The following is a 19636-nucleotide window of genomic DNA, read 5'->3' on the forward strand; positions in this document are numbered from 1 at the left end:
CGTTTCCCCTCGATGTTTCCATTCTCCACATTCCGCGGCGAAACGGGCAGGCCTGCCCACCGCTCGCCGGTTAGGAGCGCAGCTTCACCGGGTGGTGGGAGAGGATCGAGATCCGGTTGGTGAGGTTCATCGTCATCGCCAACCATTGCACAGCCGAGTACTGGGCATCGGTGAGTACAGCGGCCGCCATGATCTGGGAGACGTGCAGGCTCTCCTGGTCGGGCAGCCGCGTCACAGCCTCGGCCAGATCCAGCGCAGCGCGTTCCTCCTCGGAGAAGAGTTGTTCGGCTTCGCGCCAGGCCGCTACCGTGCCCAGACGCTGCGAGGACACCCCGGCTTGTTCGGCGCGGGGCAGGTGCACATCGAGGCAGTAAGCGCAGCCGTTGATTTGGGAGACCCGAATGTTCACCAACTCGATGAGCTGGTCGTCGAGTCCTGCGTCACGGGCCGAGCCGGTCGCTGCGGTGGCCAACTGACCGACGGCTTTCCACGCGCCAGGATCTGACTTGTCGAGATAGAAGGACAGTGCGTCCACGAATTCCTCCAAGCGATGCGAATGCTACTGCTGGAGAAACCTCACGGGGCGCGGAGATATTCCGCGCCCCGTGAGGGATGAAACAGTCAGGTGAACTGATCAGATGCTGTATTCGGGAGCCGCCCAGACGACGACCTCTGGGTGCTCGTAGAACCGGTACCCCTGGCCGCGTACGGTGCGCACGGTGCCGGAAAGACGGCCAAGCTTGGCCCGCAGACGACGGATGTGCACGTCGATGGTGCGCTCGTTGGGGACCTCATCGGAGTTCTTCCACAGGGATTCCAGCAACTCGTCGCGGTTGACGGTGCGCCCGCCATTTTCGACGAGGTAGTTGAGCAGCTCGAATTCCTTGTATGTGAGGTTCAGGGCTTCGCCATCGAGCAGCACTTCGCGGCGGGCCAGATCAATCAGCACGCCCGGCTGGCGGGTCGACACCGGAGCCGGCGGCTGGGCGAGATCCGGGCGGATGCTCTGCTGCATGGTCGGGTCGCCGAGTACCTGACGCACGACCTCGAGATCGTCACCAGGGGCACCGGCCGGGGCGATGGCCACGGCGGCGTGAGAATCGGCACCGGGAACCAGGGATTCCACATAGTGGCGCAGTTCGTTGGCCAGGCGGGTCAGCGAGGTGCCAGCTGCGGAGGCGGCTGCCTCGTCCATCCCCACGTAGATGACGAAGCCGCGGGCTTCGGTTTCCTGGGCCACGGCCTGCAGGTTCGACGCCCCGTTGGGAGCCAACATGGTGCTGGGCTCTTCGCCGGTGAAATGCTGTTCATCCGACTCCACATCGCTGACGGAGCGCAAAGTGCGCTGCGTCGCCACCGGAGTGGCGCCACCGTGGTTGCGATACATTCGCGCTCGTTCGGCTCGACGCTGAGCGTTGCGAACGGAGATGTGAACGTATCCCTGCGGTGAAGTTGTCATTGATCGATTCCTTTGATGAACAGGTACCTTCGGCTACGGAATGGTGCTGACCACAGGGTTGCCATGAGCAGCGGTATTACCTCACCGACGGTGACGGACGCGCGGGAGCCTGTAGGTTCCCTGCAAAGCGCATCTCGGAATTTCTTTACTCAACAGTGGTCCGTCATAAACCGTCGTGGCAAGTAACATAAGCCCCAATGTCTCACTATGTGGAATACTTCGGTGCTTTTGTGACAAAACTCACTCGTAATATTCGGTACCATTCGTCTCACCTTGTGCGATGACCCGATACGTGCTTGAGCGGAACCTCGCGGAATTCACCAGCACTAGCTCCCATCGGGCCCGAATTATTCTGCGACGCCGTACAGGCGATCTCCAGCATCTCCCAGGCCAGGGTAGATATACGCTTTGTCCGTGAGCTTCTCGTCAATGGAAGCCAAGTAGAGGTCGACGTCGACGTCACCATGGGATTCTTCGAGCCGAGCCAGACCTTCAGGTGCGCCGAGCAGGCAGATGCAGGTCACCCGACGCGCATTGCGCTGGTACAAGAAGTTGATCGATTCGGCCAGGGTGCCGCCGGTGGCGAGCATCGGGTCCAGCACGAACACGTGGCGACCAGTCAGGTCGGCGGGCAGCCGCTCGGCGTAGGTCACGATGTCGAGGGTTTCCTCATTGCGCGCCATGCCCAGGAAGCCGACTTCAGCAGTGGGTGCCATGCGCACCATACCCTCGAGCATACCCAGACCCGCGCGCAGAATCGGGACCACTAGCGGGCGCGGACGCATCACACGTTTGCCCACCGTCTTGGTGACCGGCGTCTGGATTTCGACGTCCTCCAATTCCAGGTTCCGGGTGGCCTCGTAGGCCAACAGCATCACCAGTTCCTCGGTGAGCTGGCGGAAGATATTGGAGGGCGTTTCCTGGCGACGCAGCTCCGTCAATTTGTGGGCGATCAGTGGGTGCTCAACAACGTGTACCTGCATGGCCACGAGTCTACGGCAGGTCGCGCAAGTACAAGGCGCCCTATACTTCCAGTCATGAGCTTGCTCCCGGTCCCTGACGACACCGCCCTGCGCGGCTGGATGCAGGAGGCGATCGAACTCGCTGAGAACGCCGGTGACCGCGGGGATGTGCCCATCGGCGCGGTGGTCGTCGACGCCGCCGGAAACATCATCGGCACCGGCGCCAATGAGCGAGAACAGCACGGCGATCCCACCGCCCATGCCGAGGTGCTGGCACTGCGTCGCGCGGCTCACCATCGGGCACAACAGCACCCCAACCAGGAACACAGTTGGCGTCTGGATGATTGCACCCTGATCGTCACGCTGGAGCCGTGCGCCATGTGCGCCGGGGCGATCGTGCTGGCCCGGATCCCCCGGCTGGTGTTCGGCGCCTGGGACGAGAAAGCTGGTGCCTGTGGATCCGTCTTCGATGTCGTGAGGGAGCCTCGACTGAATCATGAGGTTCAGGTGCATCCGGGCGTGCTGGAATCCGAGTGCGCTGCGCTGCTCACCGACTTCTTCGACGAGCGTCGCCGCAACTAATCGGTCGAATGTGTTCAACTCGGTTTTGCCCACTGGTGGCGAACCGGTAAGCTAACCAAGTCGAGTTTCACCACTCGAAATGGTGACGTGTCCGAGCGGCCGAAGGTGCAACACTCGAAATGTTGTGTACGGTAACCCCGTACCGTGGGTTCAAATCCCACCGTCACCGCCAGCCAAGAAGGCCTCTACTCCCGCAGAATCATGCGGAAGTGGAGGCCTTCAGCATATCCCCAGTTTCCTGATTTGGGCACAATTTGGGCACACTCAACGCTGACACTGCCTCATTCATGCGGTCGGCAACAGCATCCAGATCGTCGTCAAACAGGTCCGCGTACACGTCCAGCGTCATAGCAGCAGACGCGTGCCCAAGCATGCGTTGCACCGCCTTCACGTTCGCCCTAGCACTCACTGCGAGGCTGGCAGCGGTATGCCTTAGATCGTGCGGCGTGATCAAGGGCAGCTCAGCACGACGAAGCGCGCCAGCCAACCACGAACGCGACTCAGCACTCACACGAGGTGTACGCATTGGACGAAGATCCGGCCCCGGGAACACGAGGTCATCAGGATGACGACCGGCGCACGATTCTCGAAGCGGATCAGCGAGGAACTTCGGGAACGGCACACTGCGGACCTCGTGCGTTTTTGGGGAACCAATATGCAGGTCGCCACCGACATAAACGGCGTTCTGCTCCACGTGGAGACGGCGCTTGAAATGGTTTACGTCCTTCACTCGAAGCGCGGCCATTTCACCCCACCGCAAACCACAGTAGGCAAGCACGAACACCACAGTCGGATGTTCAGATTCCTCGGCAAGACGGTGGACGTCCTCGTGCGACAAGTACACGTGAGCCTTCTTGCCCTTCTTCGGCAGCGTCACCCCTCGAGCAGGATTCTTCTGCAACAGCTGATCCTTCACCGCATCATCTAGGATCCCGGCAAGAATGCCATAGGCGCGGATCACCACCGTCGCCGAGAGCGGCTTCACTCCTCGATCAGGATCTCCCCTGCGCATGTCCGTGATCCACTGCTGAACACCCGTGTGTCGAATCTCCGAGATCCGCCAATTCTCCCACCGAGGCAGCACCTGGCGGCGCAATGAGATCTCCAGCGGCCTCAGCGACGACGGTTTCAGGTGACCGCGCTTCCGGTCCAACCACGGCTCCGACAGTTCACTGATTGTCACCTGACCCATACTCGGCTTGATGAACTCGCCACGACTCAGCTCAAACTCAATCGCGGCCTTACGTGCCAGCGCTTCACGCTTGGTCTTGATCCCACGCTCTTTCGTCTGCTTCCGATCGAGGCCCCGATACCGGACCATGTAGCGCAGACCTGCCTTGGTCTCGTAAGACTCAATCGTTGCCATGAGACTTCTCGGGATCAAGCTGACGTAAGTAGCGGGCTTCGGTTGAATTGTTTATCCCTGAGATTTCCAACCGCATCCGCTCGAAATAGTCGCGCATGTCACTCCACCCGCCTTCCGGGTATGCCGAGACTCGATAACTCGCATTCTCGTGAGCGTCGTGTTTCCAGATGGAAAGCCACTCAGTTGGACCCATGCTGCCTACTTGAGAGTGGACAGCAGACAGGAACTCTCTACTGTCGCTTATCTCACCGTCGGGGCGAACTCGATCGAGAAAGTCCAATCCGTGAGCTATGCGGTTATGCCGCGCCCGCTGTCTACCTCGTTCCATTGGAGGCGCTTCTTCATTGACTGACGGTGCATTTACCTTGTGTTGAGGCAAGGCGTCCCAACCGTCACCCCAGGCCCAAACCTCTTCTCCGCTGGTTTCCTGCGTCACCGCCGTCACTTCATCACTCTGATCTACCTCGCCCGCGTAGTCAGGCAGCAGGAGCGCGTTCGGGTTGACCTTCAGAACCACGGATAGGGCGACCAGTTCGTCCACATTTACACGTCGATGACCGCCCTCAATATCGCTAATCGCAGTACGGGGCATCTTGTGGCCAACTTCAGACAGTGCGTTGACAAGCTGTTCAGCCGTTACGCCGGCTTGTTTTCGGATCCGCGCAAGATTGCGTGCGACGGTGCGGCCAGTTGGCCCCTGCTCGATTGGACGCCTCGAGTTGCGATTTCTTGTTGACATATCCAGATCATACGTCGGAACTTGCATCATTCACAATCACGGTCTAGGCTCAGAGTCAGGATTCAAATGTTGGATTCGCCGACAATCACTATGGATAATCAGGAGTAAGCATGTCACCCGAAGTCACCGGAAACCTCTTGAAGCCGGACGTTGTAGCCGGATACCTGGGCACCACTACGGCAAACCTCTCCCAGTGGCGATACAAGGGCACTGGCCCGAAGTTCATCAAGCTGGGGCACCGTGCGATCCGCTACCGCATGGAGGACGTCAACGCATGGATCGAAGCGAACACACTCACCCAATCCGACATCGACTACAAGCCGAAGGCATCAGCGTGAACACCCTGACAGAGACCATCGAGTGGGAGAACGGGGCGGACACGATTCAGGCCCGAATGCACTTCGGCGACGTCCACATCGGATACCGAATCGACTTCGAACACGAAGAAGAAGCCCAGACCTTCGGGATACTTCCAGCACACATCGACAGCTTCATCAATCTGCTCATCAAGGTGCGAGACAGCCTCCGCACCGACTCAGAAAAAACGAGCGGCCCGGACGACTCCACCAAGAATCCAGTCCAGACCGCTCACATCGAACCACTAGAAGAAGGAACGATAATGCCCAAGTCTACCGAAACCCCGCTGTTCGACGCGACCATCGAAGGCGACGAGATCATGGGCACTACCGTGAACCTCTTCTGCTTCTACGACAAGGAATCCATTCAATTCCCGGTGGAGAGACTGGCAGCGCTGGCGAACATGCTCACCGACCTGGCCGAGAACTACGGGTGATCGACGTGCCAGACACTCTCGCGTCACGACAGTACTGGGAACCGGACCCGTTCAGCATGTGGATCTCCGGATACCTCCAAGGGCAACGAGATCTCCTACAACAACAACTCGACTACCAGCGCGCTGAGCATGAGCGCCTCGGCATCAGCCGCGTGGTTCGCGCCACCGTTATCGACACCGAGGCCCGTCAGTACAGGGAGAAGTTGAAGGCCGCATGACAGACTCGCAGCTGCATTTGAAGATGACGCGGGCAAGCACTATCCGACCACGACGGCAGCGGTGGTTTTGGAAGCCCGAAGGTCACGGCGTGATCCCTCTCGGCACTGGCACTATAGCCGCCGGTGTCGGCGGTGAAGGCAAGTCCACCTTCATGCTGGACCTGGCAGCACAGCTCACACGTGGCGAACTTCCGGGCGATCTCCACGGCACTGCGCACCCGGTCATCATCTTCGGTCCAGAAGACGACTGGGCAACCGTAATGGTCCCCCGGCTCATGGGAGCAGGTGCCAACCTCGAGCAGGTCTTTCAGGTCCAAGCCGAGGTTTACATGGACCACGGACGTCAGGAACAAGAACTTCGGTTCCCTCTGAACGTCGACTTGCTCGAGCAGGCCGTCAACGCTTCTGGCGCAAAGATGGTCATCATCGACCCGGCCCCGTCGCTGATGGACGGCGACATGAACAAGGTTCAGGACGTTCGGAAGTCATACGGGCCGCTCATGGCCCTGGCACAAGAACAAGACGTCGCCATGATCCTGATCAACCACTTCTCCAAGGGATCCGGCAACGTCGGCTCCAAGCTCTCTGGTTCGCACGCGTGGCGAGATCTCACTCGGTCTTACCTGGCGTTCGCCAGCGACGAGGACTCTGGTGACCGAGTGCTCTCCCAGGACAAGAACAACTACGGCACCGGCCTCGGCTCGTGGAGGTTCACCCTCGACAGTGTGGACGTCGCCACCGAAGGCGGGACCACCAGCGTCGGAAAGGTCCGCTTCCTGGGACAGTCTGACGTCACGGTCGGAGACATCATCAATCGTGGATCCGACGATCACGACGGCGACGACGAGGACCGCAACGCTGCTCAGGCATTCGTCTTGGACTACATCAGAGAGAACAGCGACGTCCAGGAAGTGAAGGCAGCGGATGTACTCAAGGCTGGGCGCGCTGCTGGGTTTAGTGACAACGAGGTGAAGAACGCTCGCAAACGCTGCAAGAACCCGCGTATCGCATCGGTGAAGTCATCGTTTGGATCCGGCTGGGTGTGGCAAGTCCAGATCGAAGAACCTGACGAAGGTGTCACGAAGGTGTCGAAGGTGTCACCTTCTCAGGACATGACACCTTCGACACCTTCGAGGGGTGAAGTGACACCTTCGGCGCTGATCCCCTGCCATCGTCACGGCACCAGCTACAAGGTCACTAACTGCTCCACCTGCCTCGAGCTTGCTAAGGCAGCATCATGACCGATGCCGAGAAGTGGGAGAAGGCAGTCACTGACTCCCGCAACCTGATCAAATGGCTCGAGGCCCGCAACGACGAAAAGACCGCCCGCATCCGGGCGTTGGAGCACCAAATTGCCGAACTGAAAAGGAACCATCATGCATAGCATTCGCACTGAAAAGACGGATAACGGTCTGATCAACATCACCGCCGAAGCCGTGATCTCGATGGACGAGCTTGAGAAGTTCACCACCACGATCACTCGCCTGGCCGCCGCGTCCAACGACCAGGACGAGGAGCCCAACGATGACTGATCGCGTGTGCCCCGATTGCGGGGGTGAATGGCTGCGTAACTTCGTGTTCCGCCACGACCCCCGCAACTGCGAGATCCGCGCCGCCGACGACGCGACCCAAGCAGCCGACCATGAGCGACTGAACTGGGCTCGCGAAGTCGTCCGCCCCTCCACCGACACTGAGATCGTGCTGGCGGCAACAGTATCCGACCCCCCGATCTCGTCAGCCGAGGCAGTCACCACGGTGACCCGCACCGCGACCGGCGTGCACGACCGTGTTGTTGCCGGCATCAACCCCGACTACCCGAAAGAGGCCTGACCATGACCACCACCGAGAACACCACCACCGTTAACGAGAGTGCCGAGCAGGAGCAGGAGGTAGCAACACCACCTCCAGCCGCCCCGGAAGCCCCAGAACAGTCACAGGAGACCACCGAGCAGGAGGCCCCGGAGCCGCGCTCGAAGGGCAACGCCGAGGCCGCGAAGTACCGGCGACAGCTCCGCGACACCGAAGCCGAACGTGATCAGCTCCAGACCGAGCTGCGTGAGCTACGCCGACAGATCGAGATCGAGCGCCACAAGATCCCCGCCGATTACGAATATCTGCTGCGCACCGACGGCACCGACGAGGACTTCCAGAAGTCACTTGAGGACGTGGCCCAGCTCGCGAACCGGCCCGGCGTCGTCAAACAATCCGGCCGGGGTGACGGAAACCCCACGGGCGAAGGCCCATCCTGGTCTGACGCCTTCCGCAGCGAATAACCCCAGTAGCACCACACCGGGCTGGTAGAATGTTCAATGTAGCGTTCTACCGGCCCGGAGTCGTTTTCGCTACACCGTTAGCCCCTGGAGGGCACCTGATGTTCAGAGCAGAGCTCCATCAGACACCACACCATTTCATTGCTATCTCTCCAGGAGAATAATCATGTCGTTTCTGACTTCCAACACCGGCGCTGACTCCATCCTTCCCGCCGAGTTCGCCGCCCTCATCACCGACCCCGTGACCGCCGAATCTGTGGCATTCCACCCCGACGTTGCTACCACCATCACTACGGGTTCCCACGAGTTCCACATTCCCGTTCTCCGCGAAGATGCTGGAGCCGAATGGGTCCCTGAAGGTGGCGAGATCACCCCCGACGACCCCACCCTTGACGAGGTGACCGTCACCCCTGCGAAGGTGGCCGGGCTGACCATCGTCTCCCGCGAGCTTGCAGCAGACAGTACCCCCGATGCACAGAACATCGTGGGGGCATCCCTGGCACGGGCCATCATCACCCAAGTCGACCGGGCATTCCTCGGCGCCCTCCCCGCACCGGCACCAAGGGGGCTAGGCTCGATCGACCCCCAGTACCTTCTCGCTGAGGGCGACAACGTGCACGACGCCCTGATCTCCGCCGTCTCTGTGGCTGAGACCAACGGATCTGTCGTCTCCGCGTTCCTCGTGAATCCGTCGGACGCGAACAAGCTCGCACTGTTCAAAGACGCGGCGAACAGCAACCGCCCGTTGCTTGCCGATGCTCGGGTGATCATGGGCCGCCCGGTCATCGTGAACAAGCACGTGCCCGAAGGAACGATCTGGGCTGTGGACAAGACGAAGATCTTCTCGGTGCTGCGCGAAGGAACAACTCTCGCGATTTCCGATGGACCATTCTTCACGTCTGATCGAGTCGCGATCCGAGCCACGCTGCGCATCGGATTCGGCTTCCCGCAGCCGCTCGGCCTCGTCCGTATCACCCAAGATCCCAGCGACGTGACGACACCGTAAGGTAAAATCAAAGGTGAAGATACCCTCCAAGTTATCTTCATTCACTGATTAGAAAGCCCGCCTGCATCGCACAGGCGGGCTTTCGTCTGCTCTAGACCCCACCCTGTATCCCCCCGGGCTACCGGACCCCACCAAGCACCCCCAGGCATAGCGATCTATCCGTGAGCGAATCCCGCAGATGGGACCCCCTCGACCCGTGGTTGCCTCTGCGAGTCCACTGGTGGCGATCTGAGCGGCTTTCGGAGCTTCCGAGCCCGCCATTCACACACTGATTTCCTGGCCGTTCTGAGAGCTGGAACCTGCAATACGTGGCCATGAGGTGTTACGGATAATCCGCATGTTTCCGCGGCGCGGATCTCCGTATAAGCCAGGGGGGGTATGGGCACTATGCCTGGTGGGGTGCCCTCACCCTCGTACGGGAGGGGATGCGGGGTGGGGGTCATCCGGTCCGTGGGCCAGCCCCTCGGGACTTTGCGATAAGCATCCCCCGCGATCGCCACGGGGTCACGAGCTGCACCAACCAGTACGATTCCAACATGGATGCCTCATTTTGGATCAACGTCGCCATGGCCTTAATCGCCGTAATCGCCTGCGTGTTCGCGGGAATTTCAACGTGTAAGGCTAAGGAAGCCAACACGCTAGCGGAAAAGGCGAATCAGACAGCCATAGAGTCACGCGATATTTCGACCGAAGCTAACCGAATTGCTGAGAATGCTAATCGAATCTCAGAGAAAGCGCAGGAGAGGGCTGATGAAGTTCGTGCCGCCGCGGTTTGGGATCGGGCAGAAGAGACTCTCCACCGGCTGGTGTCTTTCGACTTCGCTAGCGCAAATAAGGATATCGGCGAACTCATCGTTACCGGAAGATTCAATATAATGAAGTTGGCCGAGCATATAGGCCGCCCCGAAGTGTCCGATTGGCTACAGGCTGATTGGTCGGCAACCGCACATAGCATCGCGGCAGTCACCGAGACACCTCTCCAACTGGATCCACAAGACGTTCCCGGGTCAATCCTGAAGGCAAACCAGCCCGCACACATCTGGGTGGCCGCATTGCTACACAACATCAGAACGATGCGCGCCCACGGCATTTCCCCGGAACAAGCCGAAATGCTTCGTGCTAAGGCCGAGAAAATGAGCGAGAAGCTCCGGCAGCAATTCGGATGGGAACGCGGCCCGTCGCTCCAAGACTTCGAGGAGCACCCAGAAGACAAGTAGCCTGTCGTCTGGGCGCCGTGAACGGCTGGCACAGACAAGCGCTCCCCGAGTGAATAGCTCGATAGCTCATGTCCGGCAAGTACGACGAGACCTGCCTCCGGACGAAACGTCCTTCCAGTCAGTGAGCCGCTCGTATATGGGATGCTTTCAGCATGGTGATTTCTGACTTCATCACGATCTCTATCTCTTTCCTCTCCGTCATAATTGCTGGTCTGGCGACATTGCAGGCGCGTACCGCGGCACTAGCTGCAAAGCAGCAAGTTGAACAGCAACGCCTAGATTATGAATCTGCCCAGCAACCCTATGTATGGGCTGATATTCGGCCAAGCTCGATAGACGGTCAGATGCTTCAGCTGGTAGTTGGAAACAGCGGTCCCACTGTTGCTTCGAATGTGATCATTCGAATCAACCCATGGCCAGATCACGTAGAAAGGCATCATCAACTGCTCATCGAAGCACTTGAGCGATTCAATAAAGGTCACGCCTCGATAGCTCCGGGACGTGAGCTCCGGTGGAACTTGGGTGTCGGGCACGAACTCTTAGCCGGTACATCTAAGGACAGGCTCTGCCGCGTAGTCATTAATGCATCGGGCCCGTTCGGTCCGGTGGAGGAACTGTCTTACGCTCTGGACATGAATGACTGGAGAGGGTCTACTGGCGGAGCCCTCGGCTCCCTCTGGAGGGTTGAGAAAGCACTCGATCGGCTGACGATAGCAACAGCAAAACCACGCCGCACTGAAGACGAGGACATTTAGTTGCACACAGGCGCTTACTGGATTGTGAGCTCCTACTTAGTTGCTCCCCTTTCTGGGGGGAACGAAGGGTCGGCGAAAGTGCGCACCCTTACGGGGGTGCGATCACCGCACCACCTTGCGCCCACGCACGCGGGCACATTTTGGGCACACTTGGACTCAAAACATGCTGATTCACGTTACTTGCAGTGATCTAAAATCCGCATGATAGAGCCGATCTCGCATGAACATAAGGCGAGATATTGATTTCAAATCCCACCGTCACCGCCAGGTCGAAGGCCCCGACTCCCTTAGCCTCGATCCACCGACGCGGGTTCAGGCCGGAGTGTGATTCCGGAAGCACCGGGTGAATCGATTTTGGGCGTGAGGAAGTAACCGGCCTCGCTGCCGGTGGTGTTCCACTGTTGGTCCTTCGGTCGTGCCGGGGCGCAGCGTTCGGTCGGTTGGCTATGCCGATTGTGGTGGCGGGTGGATGGCGGTGAAGAGCCGTTCGAGTCCCTGTTGCCAGGGCCAGGCCTCGGGCAGTCTGATTCGAATTTTGCGGGCGCTGGAGGCGATTCGGGCCGGGATGTTCACGAGTCTGGCCCGGATGGTGCCGGTGCGGGCTTTGGTGAAGGTGCCGGCGGCGAGGATCCCGGCGGTGCGGGTGAGGTTGTAGGCCATCACCGCGCAGACCAGCCAGGCGCTGTTGGCCCCGAAGTGGCCGGAGGGCAGGTGGGCCAGGGCGCTGTCTTTCAGGTCGGCGTTGACTTGCTCGATGATCGCGTGTTGCCGGTGGGTCCGGTCCGCGGCCACCGTGTCCAACACTTCCGGATCCACGGTGGTGAAGAAGGCGTGGAACCGGTGCGTGTCGAACAACGTCGGCTGCCCGTCGTCCTGCCTGAGGTTCAGTTCTGGGATGCGGCGCACCACCAGCCGTCCGGGGATCCGTTCGGCTTTCTTTCTCGAGGTGAACGCGGTGAAGGACACCTCGGCGACCTCGGCTTTGGAGGCCCAGGTGCCGGTGGTCTCGTCGTAGATCGCCTCGGGGTATTCGATGCCGGTCCAGGCATCGTCGGCGATGGTGGCGATGGCGGCCTTGACCGCCAGATTCATCCGCACGGTGACCGAGACGTCGGCACCGGCTTTCAACGCGGTGGCCACGGTGGCGTGCCCGTAGAAAGCCGAGTCGGCACGGACCAACATCCGGGCGCCAGAGTCCGGAGGCAGTCGCTTGAGCGTGGCCAGCGCGTCGGCGATCAACCGGCAGGCCCCGCGTGGGGAGCCCACCGCTCCGCGACGCAGACGCTGACCCAAGATCACCGGGGCCGCAGTCTCGGTGCTCGCCGTGGCCAGCAAGGCGTTGAGTCCACGCACGCCCGAGTATCCGTACCCGGAGCCCTGCTTCTGATAGCCGTGGACCTCGATGATCGTGTCGTCCACATCCACATAGACGAACTGTCCGGCGCCGGGGCTTCCCAGCACCGATGCCCTGACGGAGAGGTTGGCCAACAGTCCGGAGGCGACCGCGTCGAGCTGGCGGACGTGCCCGAAGGTGAACGCACGCAGGAACGAACCCAGGGTCGAGGGCGCGTAGCAGGCGTTGAAGATTCGTTTCATCGCCCCGTGGCGCAGGATGGCCATGTCGTCGATCGAGTCGGCTCCGGCGCACATGCCGGCCACCAGGGCCGCGATCTTGGCCCCGGCGTTGGCGCCCTTGTCGGTCGGCACCGTCAATCGCCCCTTGGCCAGCTGGTGCAGGCCGGCCTCGGCGGCCAGCTCCATCATCGGGACCAGTCCGGCGGAGCCGATGAGGTTCGGCTCGTCGAAGGAAGCTGACAGTGCGGAACGGGTGTGGGAAACTTGCATCTGCGAGATGCCCTCTCATCGCGGTGGAACGGAACCCTGAACAAGTGCCATTCTTCCCGGTCAGACGGGCATTTCGTTCTTAATTACGTACCAGTACCAAGCATGCTCATCGGTGGATCAAGGCTTAGAAAACACTGGGGGTCGGGGCCTTTTTTGCTCCCACGTGAGGTAGCCCGACTACGGGTTATGTGCCAAAACGTGTGCTTTTTTGGCGTGTCATCGTCGTGAACGACCGGGCCAGCACCAGGGCCTTGAAGACGTCATTGCCGATGGACTCGAACCCGATCCGGGCGAAGGCCTGCTCGAAAACGTCCCAGAGCAGTTGGGACGAGCTACCGGTGACGACGGGCCCGGAAAGCCCAACCGACGGGGCTGACTTGTCCGTGGCAACCGGGATCTGCAGGTCGAATTTCTGCTGATCGCCCGCGATCTTGTCCTTGGCGACCTGCACCATCACGGCCACCTCGGCATCAGTATGGGCGGAACCGAGGTTCTCGACAACCGTGCGGACGCCGCGGCGCTTCTCGGCGATCTGCACGGCAACCGCGCCGGAGGCAGTCTTCACCTTCCGCACGAACAGGCTCATCCCAACAGTCTATGGGCCACCAATTAGTGTCCTATCCGCCTGACCGAACCCCCGAAAATCAACGATCCAAGGCCATCAGGCCTCGAATCAGCTCAAAGTGGCCCGAGTCAGGAACGCTCCTTGAAGGCCGCCTGGAGGGAGAAGCCCTCGGCCAGGGCCTCCTCCCGGGTGATCTGGATGCCCGCGGCGAGGATCTTGCGGGCGGAGAGGTGGTCGCCGGGGTGGTTGACCGACTCCACTGCGGCCAGAACGCCGTCCCGGAAGCAGAACACCGAGAACTTCGGGTTCGCCGGATCCGGGTCGCCGACCACCACGGTCTCGTCGTCCGCACGCACAATGTTGGCCATCTGCAGCCGGTACGGGCCCTGCGTGGACCAGAACCACGGCAGCGCCCGGTACGGAGCGTCCTCCCCGAGGATCACCGCCGCCACGTGCCTGGCATGGTCGGTGGCGTTCTGCACCGACTCCAGCCGGAACGGGCCCCCGGCGCGCTCGGACGGGAAGTTCGCGCAGTCCCCGATCGCATATACGTCCGGATCCGCGGTGCGTAGGGCCGCGTCCACCACGATCCCATTAGCGGTTTCCAATCCGGCCGCGGCGGCCAGCTGGTCGTTGGGCTGGACCCCGACGCCGGCCACCACCAGGTCTGCCGGGTACCGGCCCCCGGTGGTCGAGATCGCGAACCCGACCCGGCCGTCGTCGCCGGCCTCGAAGGAGGCGATGCCCTCGCCCAGGCGCAGGTCCAGGCCGCGCTGGCGGTGGGCGTCGGCGAACCAGTCACCCAGCAGCGGGGTGAGCGCCCGACCCATGGGGCGGGGGGCGAACTCAAGGACCGTGACCCGGGCGCCACGGGCCAGGGCGGCCGCGGCGAACTCGAGGCCAATGAACCCGGCCCCGACCACCACCACGTCCCGCGCCGTGTCCAGGGCGGCGCCGAGCTGCTCGGCGTCCTGAAGGGTGCGTAGCCCGTGGATGCCGGGCAACTCGATGCCCGGGGTCGGCAGTTCCCGGTTGCGGGCCCCCGTGGCGAAGACCAGGGAACCATAGGGCAGCACGGTGCCGTCGGCCAGGGTCACGGTCTTCGCCTCCCGGTCCACGGCCGTGGCGGCAGTGCCGGACAACAGGGTGATGTCCTGCTCGGCGAAGAAGGCCGGACCACGCAGCGGCAACGGGGAGGGGGTCGAGCCGTCCTCGGAGACGGCGAGGTAGTCCTTGGACAGCGGCGGACGCTGATAGGGCTGCCCGGCCTCCTCCGCCACGATCGTCACCGGGCCGGTGAAACCGCCATCACGCAGGGACGCGGCGGCCTGCAGTCCGGCCTGACCGCCACCGACGATGACCACGCCCGCAGTCGTCCGGGCGTTCTGCTGGGTGTTCTGCGAGTTCTGTGTCATGGATCAGATCTGCTCTTCCGGGACGTCCACCTCGATGGACTCCAGGCCGGGTCCACCGACCTCGATCTGGCAGCCCAGGCGGCTACGGCGCTCATCGCGTTCCGAGGCGGTGACCTCCAGCATCTCCTCCTCGTCCTCGCTGATCTCCGGCAGGGCGTCGAGGTACTCCTCCCGCACGTAGACGTGACACGTGGCGCACATCGCCTGACCCCCGCACTCCCCCACGATCCCGGGCACGGAGTTCTTCAGGGCCGCCTGCATGATCCGCTCAGGCTGATCCAACTCCAGGACCTGCGTCTGACCGTCGGGCTGGTGATACGTGATGGTTGACATAGCAATCTCCTGATATATTCTTTCTTCGGCAGTCGACAGCCTGCTGACAGTCGTCCGCGGGTATCGACACGACCTCACCGAGACTGAGTCGTTCGGAACGCTTTACTGACTAAGTGAAGACCGCACCGGGTCAGCCCTTGTTCAGCCCCAGGGCGTGGGGCTCCATGAAGGAGCGAAGCCCGATCGGGCCCATCTCGCGGCCGATGCCGGACTGCTTCACGCCGCCGAAGGGTGCGCGCTGGTCGAGGGACGGTGCCCCGTGGGTGTTGTGGAAGATGTAACCGGCCTGCAGGCGTGAGCCCACGGTCCGGGCGGTCTGCTCGTCGGAGGTCCAGATGGAGTTGCACAGCCCGTAGGGGGAGTCGTTGACCATCCGGATGCCCTCCTCGGTGTCCTCGAAGGTGATGATCGGGATGGTCGGGCCGAACTGCTCCTCGGTGACCACGCGCAGGGACGGGTCCGGGTCGATGACCATCGAGGGGCGGATGAAGTAGCCCTCGGCCCACTCGCCGCCGGGCAGCTCGCCGAACTCGCGCACGTCCGCTCCGGCGTCCCGGGCCTCCTGGACCAGCTCGGTGACGAAGCCCAGTTGGGCCTTCTGGTGGAACGGGCCCATGGTGGTGGACGGGTCCGAGGCCGGGCCGATCTTCACGGCTTGAAGGCGCTTGGTCAGCTCCGCGACCAGCTGTTCCTTCTTGGAGGAGTGGACGTAGATGCGCTTGGCGTTCATACAGATCTGGCCGGTGGAGGCGTAGATGCCGCCGAACAAGGCGTCCATGTTCTCGTCGGTGAACTCGGCGTCGTCCAGGATCAGCACGGCGTCGTTGCCGCCGAGCTCGAGGGTGACGTTGGTCAGGGCCTGGGCGGCCATGGTCATGATCCGCTTGCCCCCGCCCACGGAGCCGGTGAAGCAGACCTTGGCCACGTCCGGGTTGGAGACCAGGGCCTCGCCGATCTCGGCGTCCTCGCCGGTGACCACGTTGAGCACGCCGGCCGGTAGCTTCTGCGCGTAGCGCAACACGGCGCGGGTGGTGGCCAGCGGGCAGGACGGCGGCGGCTTGACCACCACGGTGTTACCGGCCATCAAGGCGTACGGCAGGGCGGCGCCGAGGATGGCGATGGGCCAATTGAACGGCACGATGATGGTCACCACGCCCATGGGCTTGTAGGAGACAAGCGTCTCGGTGGGCGGGCCGGGCAGCACATCGGTGGCGTCCACGATGTCCGCCAGGCCGATGGCCAGCTCGGTGCGCTGCAACAGTCCGTAGTGGTCGCCGATCGACTCGCCGACCACCTTGCCGTTCTCCGAGGACAAGATGGCGGCCTCGGCCTCGACGTCGGCCGTGACGGTCGAGTTCGCCTCCGTCAGGTAGGCGGCACGCTCGGCCGGCGTCAGGGCCGCCCATGCCGGGAACGCCTCCCGGGCGGCGGCGACGGCAGCCAAGGCCTGATCCCGGGTGGCGGACGCGGCCCGGCCGACCACCTCGGAGGGACGTGCCGGGTTGGTGATCGTCAGGGTGGCCTCAGTCTGGTGCTCCCGCCCGCCGTAGTACAGGGGCGTCGAGACAGCGGTGTAGGGATCTGGAGAGGAGACAGTGCTCATTGTGTCGCTTTCTGAGGTAGCAGATGTAGGAATCGGGGATCGTTGGTTCAACCGATGCGCAGCACCGGCTTGATCGTCTCCCCTGAGGCGGAGTCGGCGAAGGCCTGGTCCACCTGGTCGAAGTCGTACATTCGCACGAGCTCATTGAAGGGGAAACGGCCCTGCCGGTAGAGCCCAATCAGGGCCGGGATCAGGTCCTGGGAGGTCCCCGATCCGCCGAGGGTGCCCACCACGTGCTTGCCCCACAGAGTGCGCTGGTGGTCCAGGCTGAACCGGGCCTCCGCGGGAGCCCCACCGATGAGGATCAGGGTGCCGAGCATGCCCACCGCCTCGGCCGCCTGCTCGATCACGGCGATCACGCCCGTGCAGTCGATGACGTAGTCGGCCGGACCCCCACAGATCTCCAGGATCCGCGCCAACGCGTCCTCGCGACCTGAGTTGATGGTGTGCGTGGCCCCATAACGGGTGGCCAGCTCCAACCGGGAATCGTGCAGGTCGATCGCGACGATCGTGGTGGCCGGGGTGTTGCGGGCCGCCATAATGGCCGCCAACCCCACGGCGCCGGCCCCATAGACCACCAGGGACTCGCCAGCCGAGGGACGGGCCGTGTTCAACACGGCACCGGCCCCGGTGGTGATGCCACAGGCCAACACCCCCATGATCTCCAGGGGCACCTCCGAGTCCACCGTCACCACCGCGTTGGCGTTGGTCAAGGAATAGGTGGCGAAGGAAGACTGCCCGAAGAAATGCCCCGAGAGGCTGGAGCCATCCGCGCGGGTGTAGGCCGATGTCCCCGCCTGCGGGCCGATAAACCGCTGACCACTGGCTACCGCCGGGCCCAACAGGTCGCAGTACCGGTGCTCACCACGGCGGCAGTTGCGGCACTGACCGCAGTACGGGCAACCCATGATGACGTGGTCCCCCACCTCGACGTTCGTGACCCCCTCACCGAGCGCCTCCACCACACCGGACCCCTCGTGACCGAGCACCCCCGGCAACGGCAGGGGCATATCCCCGGCCTGGGTGATCGCATCCGTGTGACAGACCCCGGAGGCTACCACCTTCACCAACACCTCGCCCGGTCCAGGCTCAGCCAACTCCAACGTCTCCTGCACGAATGGCGCGTGCTTCTGCTCGACGACGAGCGCCTCGATCTTCACGTTCTCTCCTAAGGGTAGGGATTCAGACGAAAGCTGTGGGTCTCGGCTTCAACTCAGCTGAAGCGCATGGGCAGGGAGGACCAGCCGCGAGTGGTGTTGTTCAACTCCCGCTGTGGCTCGCCGACCAGTTCGATCGTCTTCACGCGCTGAGCCATCGCGGTGAACAGTGCATTGGCCTCCATGGTGGCCAGGCGGCGTCCGGGACAGGCGTGTGTTCCGAAGTCGAAAGCCAGGTGGTCCTGAGCGTTGCGGTGGATATCGAACTTCTCCGGATTCTCGAAGTGTCGCTCGTCTCGGTTGGCCGCAGCGTAGGAGTGGACCACGCGCGAATCCTTCGGGATGACCACGCCATCACCGAGGTCCACATCGCGAGTGGTGGCCCGAGAGAAGACCTGGATAGGGGACTCGAGTCGCAGGCCCTCTTGATATGCCTGCGCGACCAGGGTCGGATCCGCCCGCACCATTTCCCATTGATCGGGATGCTGGGCGAAGAGCATGAGCAGGTTGCCGATGGAGTGGATAGTCGTGTCCAGGGAAGCATGCATAAAGCCGTTGAGGGCAATAGGGACCACCTCGGCAGGGACCGCTCCGCTTTCGGCCGCCTCGAACATCGTGTGGCCGAAGCTCTCCGGTGCCATCTTGTCCTTGGAGGCGTTCTCCGCAACGTAGTCCAGTCCCGCTTGCAACTTGGGAAAGGCGTTCAGCATGCGCTCGTTACCTTCGGGACCCAATGCGTTGAAGGCTCCGCTGGCCCATTCCAGCATCTTGTCTCGGCCGTCGTCCGGCCAGCCGACCAAGTCCATCACGATGTTCATGGGCAGATCCCGAGCGAGATCAACCACGCCATCGAAGGTGCCTTGTTTGAGCAACACATCGATGGCCTTGGCTGCGCGGGCTTCGATGTCGCCCGTGGCCCGGCGGATGCTCTTCGGGCGCAATACGTCGTTGAAGACCTTGCGTCGTTCCCCGTGGACAGGTGGATCCGACTCCAGCACTGATCCGCGCCAAGCCTCGCGGCCCTCCTTGCTGAGGGCCACACCGCCCAAATGCGCGGAGCTGAAGGATTCCCAGTCCATCAAGGCGTTCTTGACGACATCGTATCGCGTGGTGATCCACATGTCGTAGCGGGACAGGTATGCTGCGGGGCCGAGGTCCCGCAGCATCTTGTAGTGCGGATACGGGTCCGCTAGGACTTCGTCGCTCCACAGATCCAGGTCTGTGCTCACGAGATCGCGGCTGAGGGTATTTGTCGACATTGACTTCGTGCCTCCGAATGTACTTCCCGATGTGTTCTGCGTCACACAATCATGCTGGCACGTCGAGGAGTGCGGGCACCCGCGTGAAAACA

Annotated in this window: 23 protein-coding genes, 1 tRNA gene and 1 pseudogene; 13 read left to right on the top strand and 12 right to left on the bottom strand. The window is 62.2% G+C overall.

Annotated elements, in window-relative coordinates; all coding sequences use genetic code 11:
- Positions 1–70 precede the first annotated feature (70 nt).
- The 3 genes from O1A05_RS00345 to upp all read right to left on the bottom strand — a co-directional run bounded on the left by O1A05_RS00345 (position 71) and on the right by upp (position 2442).
- Positions 71–535, bottom strand: coding sequence for a carboxymuconolactone decarboxylase family protein (locus O1A05_RS00345; RefSeq protein ID WP_270106126.1), 465 nt, complete (start codon positions 533–535; stop codon positions 71–73).
- Positions 536–634: 99 nt separating this feature from the next.
- Positions 635–1459 (bottom strand): winged helix-turn-helix domain-containing protein, encoded by an 825-nt coding sequence (locus tag O1A05_RS00350; protein ID WP_270106127.1) that lies wholly within the window; start codon positions 1457–1459, stop codon positions 635–637.
- Between the two features lie 347 nt (positions 1460–1806).
- Positions 1807–2442 carry a uracil phosphoribosyltransferase gene (gene upp, locus O1A05_RS00355; protein ID WP_270106128.1) on the bottom strand — a complete coding sequence of 212 codons (636 nt, stop codon included), beginning with the start codon at positions 2440–2442 and terminating at the stop codon, positions 1807–1809.
- Between the two features lie 54 nt (positions 2443–2496).
- On the opposite strand from upp, the gene tadA reads away from it, so the two are divergent.
- Complete coding sequence (tadA, locus tag O1A05_RS00360) at positions 2497–3003, top strand: tRNA adenosine(34) deaminase TadA (RefSeq protein WP_442867648.1); 507 nt, start codon at positions 2497–2499, stop codon at positions 3001–3003.
- Positions 3004–3084: 81 nt separating this feature from the next.
- A tRNA-Ser gene (locus tag O1A05_RS00365) sits at positions 3085–3175 on the top strand.
- 27 nt (positions 3176–3202) lie between these two features.
- Here O1A05_RS00365 and O1A05_RS00370 read toward each other — a convergent pair.
- On the bottom strand, positions 3203–4369 hold the full coding sequence (locus O1A05_RS00370) for a tyrosine-type recombinase/integrase (RefSeq protein WP_270106129.1): 1167 nt from the start codon (positions 4367–4369) through the stop codon (positions 3203–3205).
- Positions 4356–5138 carry a hypothetical protein gene (locus O1A05_RS00375; RefSeq protein WP_270106130.1) on the bottom strand — a complete coding sequence of 261 codons (783 nt, stop codon included), beginning with the start codon at positions 5136–5138 and terminating at the stop codon, positions 4356–4358. Before O1A05_RS00375 ends, O1A05_RS00370 begins: the two co-directional genes overlap by 14 nt.
- Positions 5139–5218: 80 nt before the next feature.
- Between O1A05_RS00375 and O1A05_RS00380 the strand changes: the two genes are divergently transcribed.
- The 11 genes from O1A05_RS00380 to O1A05_RS00430 all read left to right on the top strand — a co-directional run bounded on the left by O1A05_RS00380 (position 5219) and on the right by O1A05_RS00430 (position 11367).
- Positions 5219–5446 (top strand): helix-turn-helix transcriptional regulator, encoded by a 228-nt coding sequence (locus tag O1A05_RS00380; RefSeq protein WP_270106131.1) that lies wholly within the window; start codon positions 5219–5221, stop codon positions 5444–5446.
- Positions 5443–5901, top strand: coding sequence for a hypothetical protein (locus O1A05_RS00385; RefSeq protein ID WP_270106132.1), 459 nt, complete (start codon positions 5443–5445; stop codon positions 5899–5901). Before O1A05_RS00380 ends, O1A05_RS00385 begins: the two co-directional genes overlap by 4 nt.
- Before the next feature lie 5 nt (positions 5902–5906).
- Positions 5907–6119, top strand: a complete 213-nt coding sequence (locus O1A05_RS00390) for a hypothetical protein (protein ID WP_270106133.1) — start codon at positions 5907–5909, stop codon at positions 6117–6119.
- A 23-nt stretch (positions 6120–6142) separates the two neighbouring features.
- Positions 6143–7360 (top strand): AAA family ATPase, encoded by a 1218-nt coding sequence (locus tag O1A05_RS00395; RefSeq protein ID WP_442867675.1) that lies wholly within the window; start codon positions 6143–6145, stop codon positions 7358–7360.
- The gene (locus O1A05_RS00400; RefSeq protein WP_270106135.1) at positions 7357–7503 is read left to right on the top strand and encodes a hypothetical protein; all 147 of its coding nucleotides are present in this window, start codon (positions 7357–7359) and stop codon (positions 7501–7503) included. The genes O1A05_RS00395 and O1A05_RS00400 overlap by 4 nt, the downstream gene beginning before the upstream one ends.
- Complete coding sequence (locus O1A05_RS00405; RefSeq protein WP_270106136.1) at positions 7496–7651, top strand: hypothetical protein; 156 nt, start codon at positions 7496–7498, stop codon at positions 7649–7651. Before O1A05_RS00400 ends, O1A05_RS00405 begins: the two co-directional genes overlap by 8 nt.
- Positions 7644–7949 (top strand): hypothetical protein, encoded by a 306-nt coding sequence (locus tag O1A05_RS00410; RefSeq protein WP_270106137.1) that lies wholly within the window; start codon positions 7644–7646, stop codon positions 7947–7949. Before O1A05_RS00405 ends, O1A05_RS00410 begins: the two co-directional genes overlap by 8 nt.
- A 2-nt stretch (positions 7950–7951) precedes the next feature.
- Positions 7952–8392, top strand: coding sequence for a hypothetical protein (locus O1A05_RS00415; RefSeq protein ID WP_270106138.1), 441 nt, complete (start codon positions 7952–7954; stop codon positions 8390–8392).
- A 163-nt stretch (positions 8393–8555) separates the two neighbouring features.
- The gene (locus O1A05_RS00420) at positions 8556–9395 is read left to right on the top strand and encodes a phage major capsid protein (RefSeq protein WP_270106139.1); all 840 of its coding nucleotides are present in this window, start codon (positions 8556–8558) and stop codon (positions 9393–9395) included.
- Positions 9396–9931: 536 nt separating this feature from the next.
- A complete protein-coding gene (locus tag O1A05_RS00425) occupies positions 9932–10612 on the top strand; it encodes a hypothetical protein (RefSeq protein ID WP_270106140.1) in 681 nt (226 codons plus the stop codon).
- A gap of 152 nt (positions 10613–10764) precedes the next feature.
- Entirely contained in the window at positions 10765–11367 is a 603-nt protein-coding gene (locus O1A05_RS00430) for a hypothetical protein (protein ID WP_270106141.1), read from the top strand.
- Between the two features lie 444 nt (positions 11368–11811).
- Here O1A05_RS00430 and O1A05_RS00435 read toward each other — a convergent pair whose 3' ends face one another.
- The 7 genes and pseudogenes from O1A05_RS00435 to O1A05_RS00465 form a co-directional block, all read right to left on the bottom strand.
- Positions 11812–13212, bottom strand: coding sequence for an IS1380 family transposase (locus O1A05_RS00435; protein WP_270105289.1), 1401 nt, complete (start codon positions 13210–13212; stop codon positions 11812–11814).
- A gap of 196 nt (positions 13213–13408) precedes the next feature.
- Positions 13409–13798 (bottom strand): annotated as a pseudogene (locus O1A05_RS00440) (IS1634 family transposase); the annotation flags it as partial.
- A gap of 107 nt (positions 13799–13905) precedes the next feature.
- Positions 13906–15192, bottom strand: coding sequence for an NAD(P)/FAD-dependent oxidoreductase (locus tag O1A05_RS00445; protein WP_270106143.1), 1287 nt, complete (start codon positions 15190–15192; stop codon positions 13906–13908).
- Between the two features lie 3 nt (positions 15193–15195).
- The gene (locus O1A05_RS00450) at positions 15196–15525 is read right to left on the bottom strand and encodes a 2Fe-2S iron-sulfur cluster-binding protein (RefSeq protein WP_270106144.1); all 330 of its coding nucleotides are present in this window, start codon (positions 15523–15525) and stop codon (positions 15196–15198) included.
- Between the two features lie 130 nt (positions 15526–15655).
- Positions 15656–17128 (bottom strand): aldehyde dehydrogenase family protein, encoded by a 1473-nt coding sequence (locus O1A05_RS00455; RefSeq protein ID WP_270106145.1) that lies wholly within the window; start codon positions 17126–17128, stop codon positions 15656–15658.
- A 47-nt stretch (positions 17129–17175) separates the two neighbouring features.
- On the bottom strand, positions 17176–18288 hold the full coding sequence (locus tag O1A05_RS00460; RefSeq protein ID WP_270106146.1) for an NAD(P)-dependent alcohol dehydrogenase: 1113 nt from the start codon (positions 18286–18288) through the stop codon (positions 17176–17178).
- A gap of 53 nt (positions 18289–18341) precedes the next feature.
- The gene (locus O1A05_RS00465; RefSeq protein ID WP_270106147.1) at positions 18342–19514 is read right to left on the bottom strand and encodes a cytochrome P450; all 1173 of its coding nucleotides are present in this window, start codon (positions 19512–19514) and stop codon (positions 18342–18344) included.
- Between the last annotated feature and the right edge of the window lie 122 nt (positions 19515–19636).

Source organism: Citricoccus sp. NR2, assembly GCF_027594385.1.
In the GTDB taxonomy this organism is placed as follows: domain Bacteria; phylum Actinomycetota; class Actinomycetes; order Actinomycetales; family Micrococcaceae; genus CmP2.

Bases quoted from the DNA above. Each gene is read 5' to 3' on its own strand.
- O1A05_RS00435 (WP_270105289.1), bottom strand. From the start codon at position 13,212: ATGCAAGTTTCCCACACCCGTTCCGCACTGTCAGCTTCCTTCGACGAG.
- O1A05_RS00455 (WP_270106145.1), bottom strand. From the start codon at position 17,128: ATGAGCACTGTCTCCTCTCCAGATCCCTACACCGCTGTCTCGACGCCC.
- O1A05_RS00375 (WP_270106130.1), bottom strand. From the start codon at position 5,138: ATGATGCAAGTTCCGACGTATGATCTGGATATGTCAACAAGAAATCGC.
- O1A05_RS00430 (WP_270106141.1), top strand. From the start codon at position 10,765: ATGGTGATTTCTGACTTCATCACGATCTCTATCTCTTTCCTCTCCGTC.
- O1A05_RS00380 (WP_270106131.1), top strand. From the start codon at position 5,219: ATGTCACCCGAAGTCACCGGAAACCTCTTGAAGCCGGACGTTGTAGCC.
- O1A05_RS00400 (WP_270106135.1), top strand. From the start codon at position 7,357: ATGACCGATGCCGAGAAGTGGGAGAAGGCAGTCACTGACTCCCGCAAC.
- O1A05_RS00425 (WP_270106140.1), top strand. From the start codon at position 9,932: ATGGATGCCTCATTTTGGATCAACGTCGCCATGGCCTTAATCGCCGTA.
- O1A05_RS00405 (WP_270106136.1), top strand. From the start codon at position 7,496: ATGCATAGCATTCGCACTGAAAAGACGGATAACGGTCTGATCAACATC.
- O1A05_RS00450 (WP_270106144.1), bottom strand. From the start codon at position 15,525: ATGTCAACCATCACGTATCACCAGCCCGACGGTCAGACGCAGGTCCTG.
- O1A05_RS00415 (WP_270106138.1), top strand. From the start codon at position 7,952: ATGACCACCACCGAGAACACCACCACCGTTAACGAGAGTGCCGAGCAG.
- O1A05_RS00350 (WP_270106127.1), bottom strand. From the start codon at position 1,459: ATGACAACTTCACCGCAGGGATACGTTCACATCTCCGTTCGCAACGCT.
- O1A05_RS00420 (WP_270106139.1), top strand. From the start codon at position 8,556: ATGTCGTTTCTGACTTCCAACACCGGCGCTGACTCCATCCTTCCCGCC.
- O1A05_RS00395 (WP_442867675.1), top strand. From the start codon at position 6,143: ATGACGCGGGCAAGCACTATCCGACCACGACGGCAGCGGTGGTTTTGG.
- O1A05_RS00370 (WP_270106129.1), bottom strand. From the start codon at position 4,369: ATGGCAACGATTGAGTCTTACGAGACCAAGGCAGGTCTGCGCTACATG.
- O1A05_RS00445 (WP_270106143.1), bottom strand. From the start codon at position 15,192: ATGACACAGAACTCGCAGAACACCCAGCAGAACGCCCGGACGACTGCG.
- O1A05_RS00410 (WP_270106137.1), top strand. From the start codon at position 7,644: ATGACTGATCGCGTGTGCCCCGATTGCGGGGGTGAATGGCTGCGTAAC.
- tadA (WP_442867648.1), top strand. From the start codon at position 2,497: ATGAGCTTGCTCCCGGTCCCTGACGACACCGCCCTGCGCGGCTGGATG.
- upp (WP_270106128.1), bottom strand. From the start codon at position 2,442: ATGCAGGTACACGTTGTTGAGCACCCACTGATCGCCCACAAATTGACG.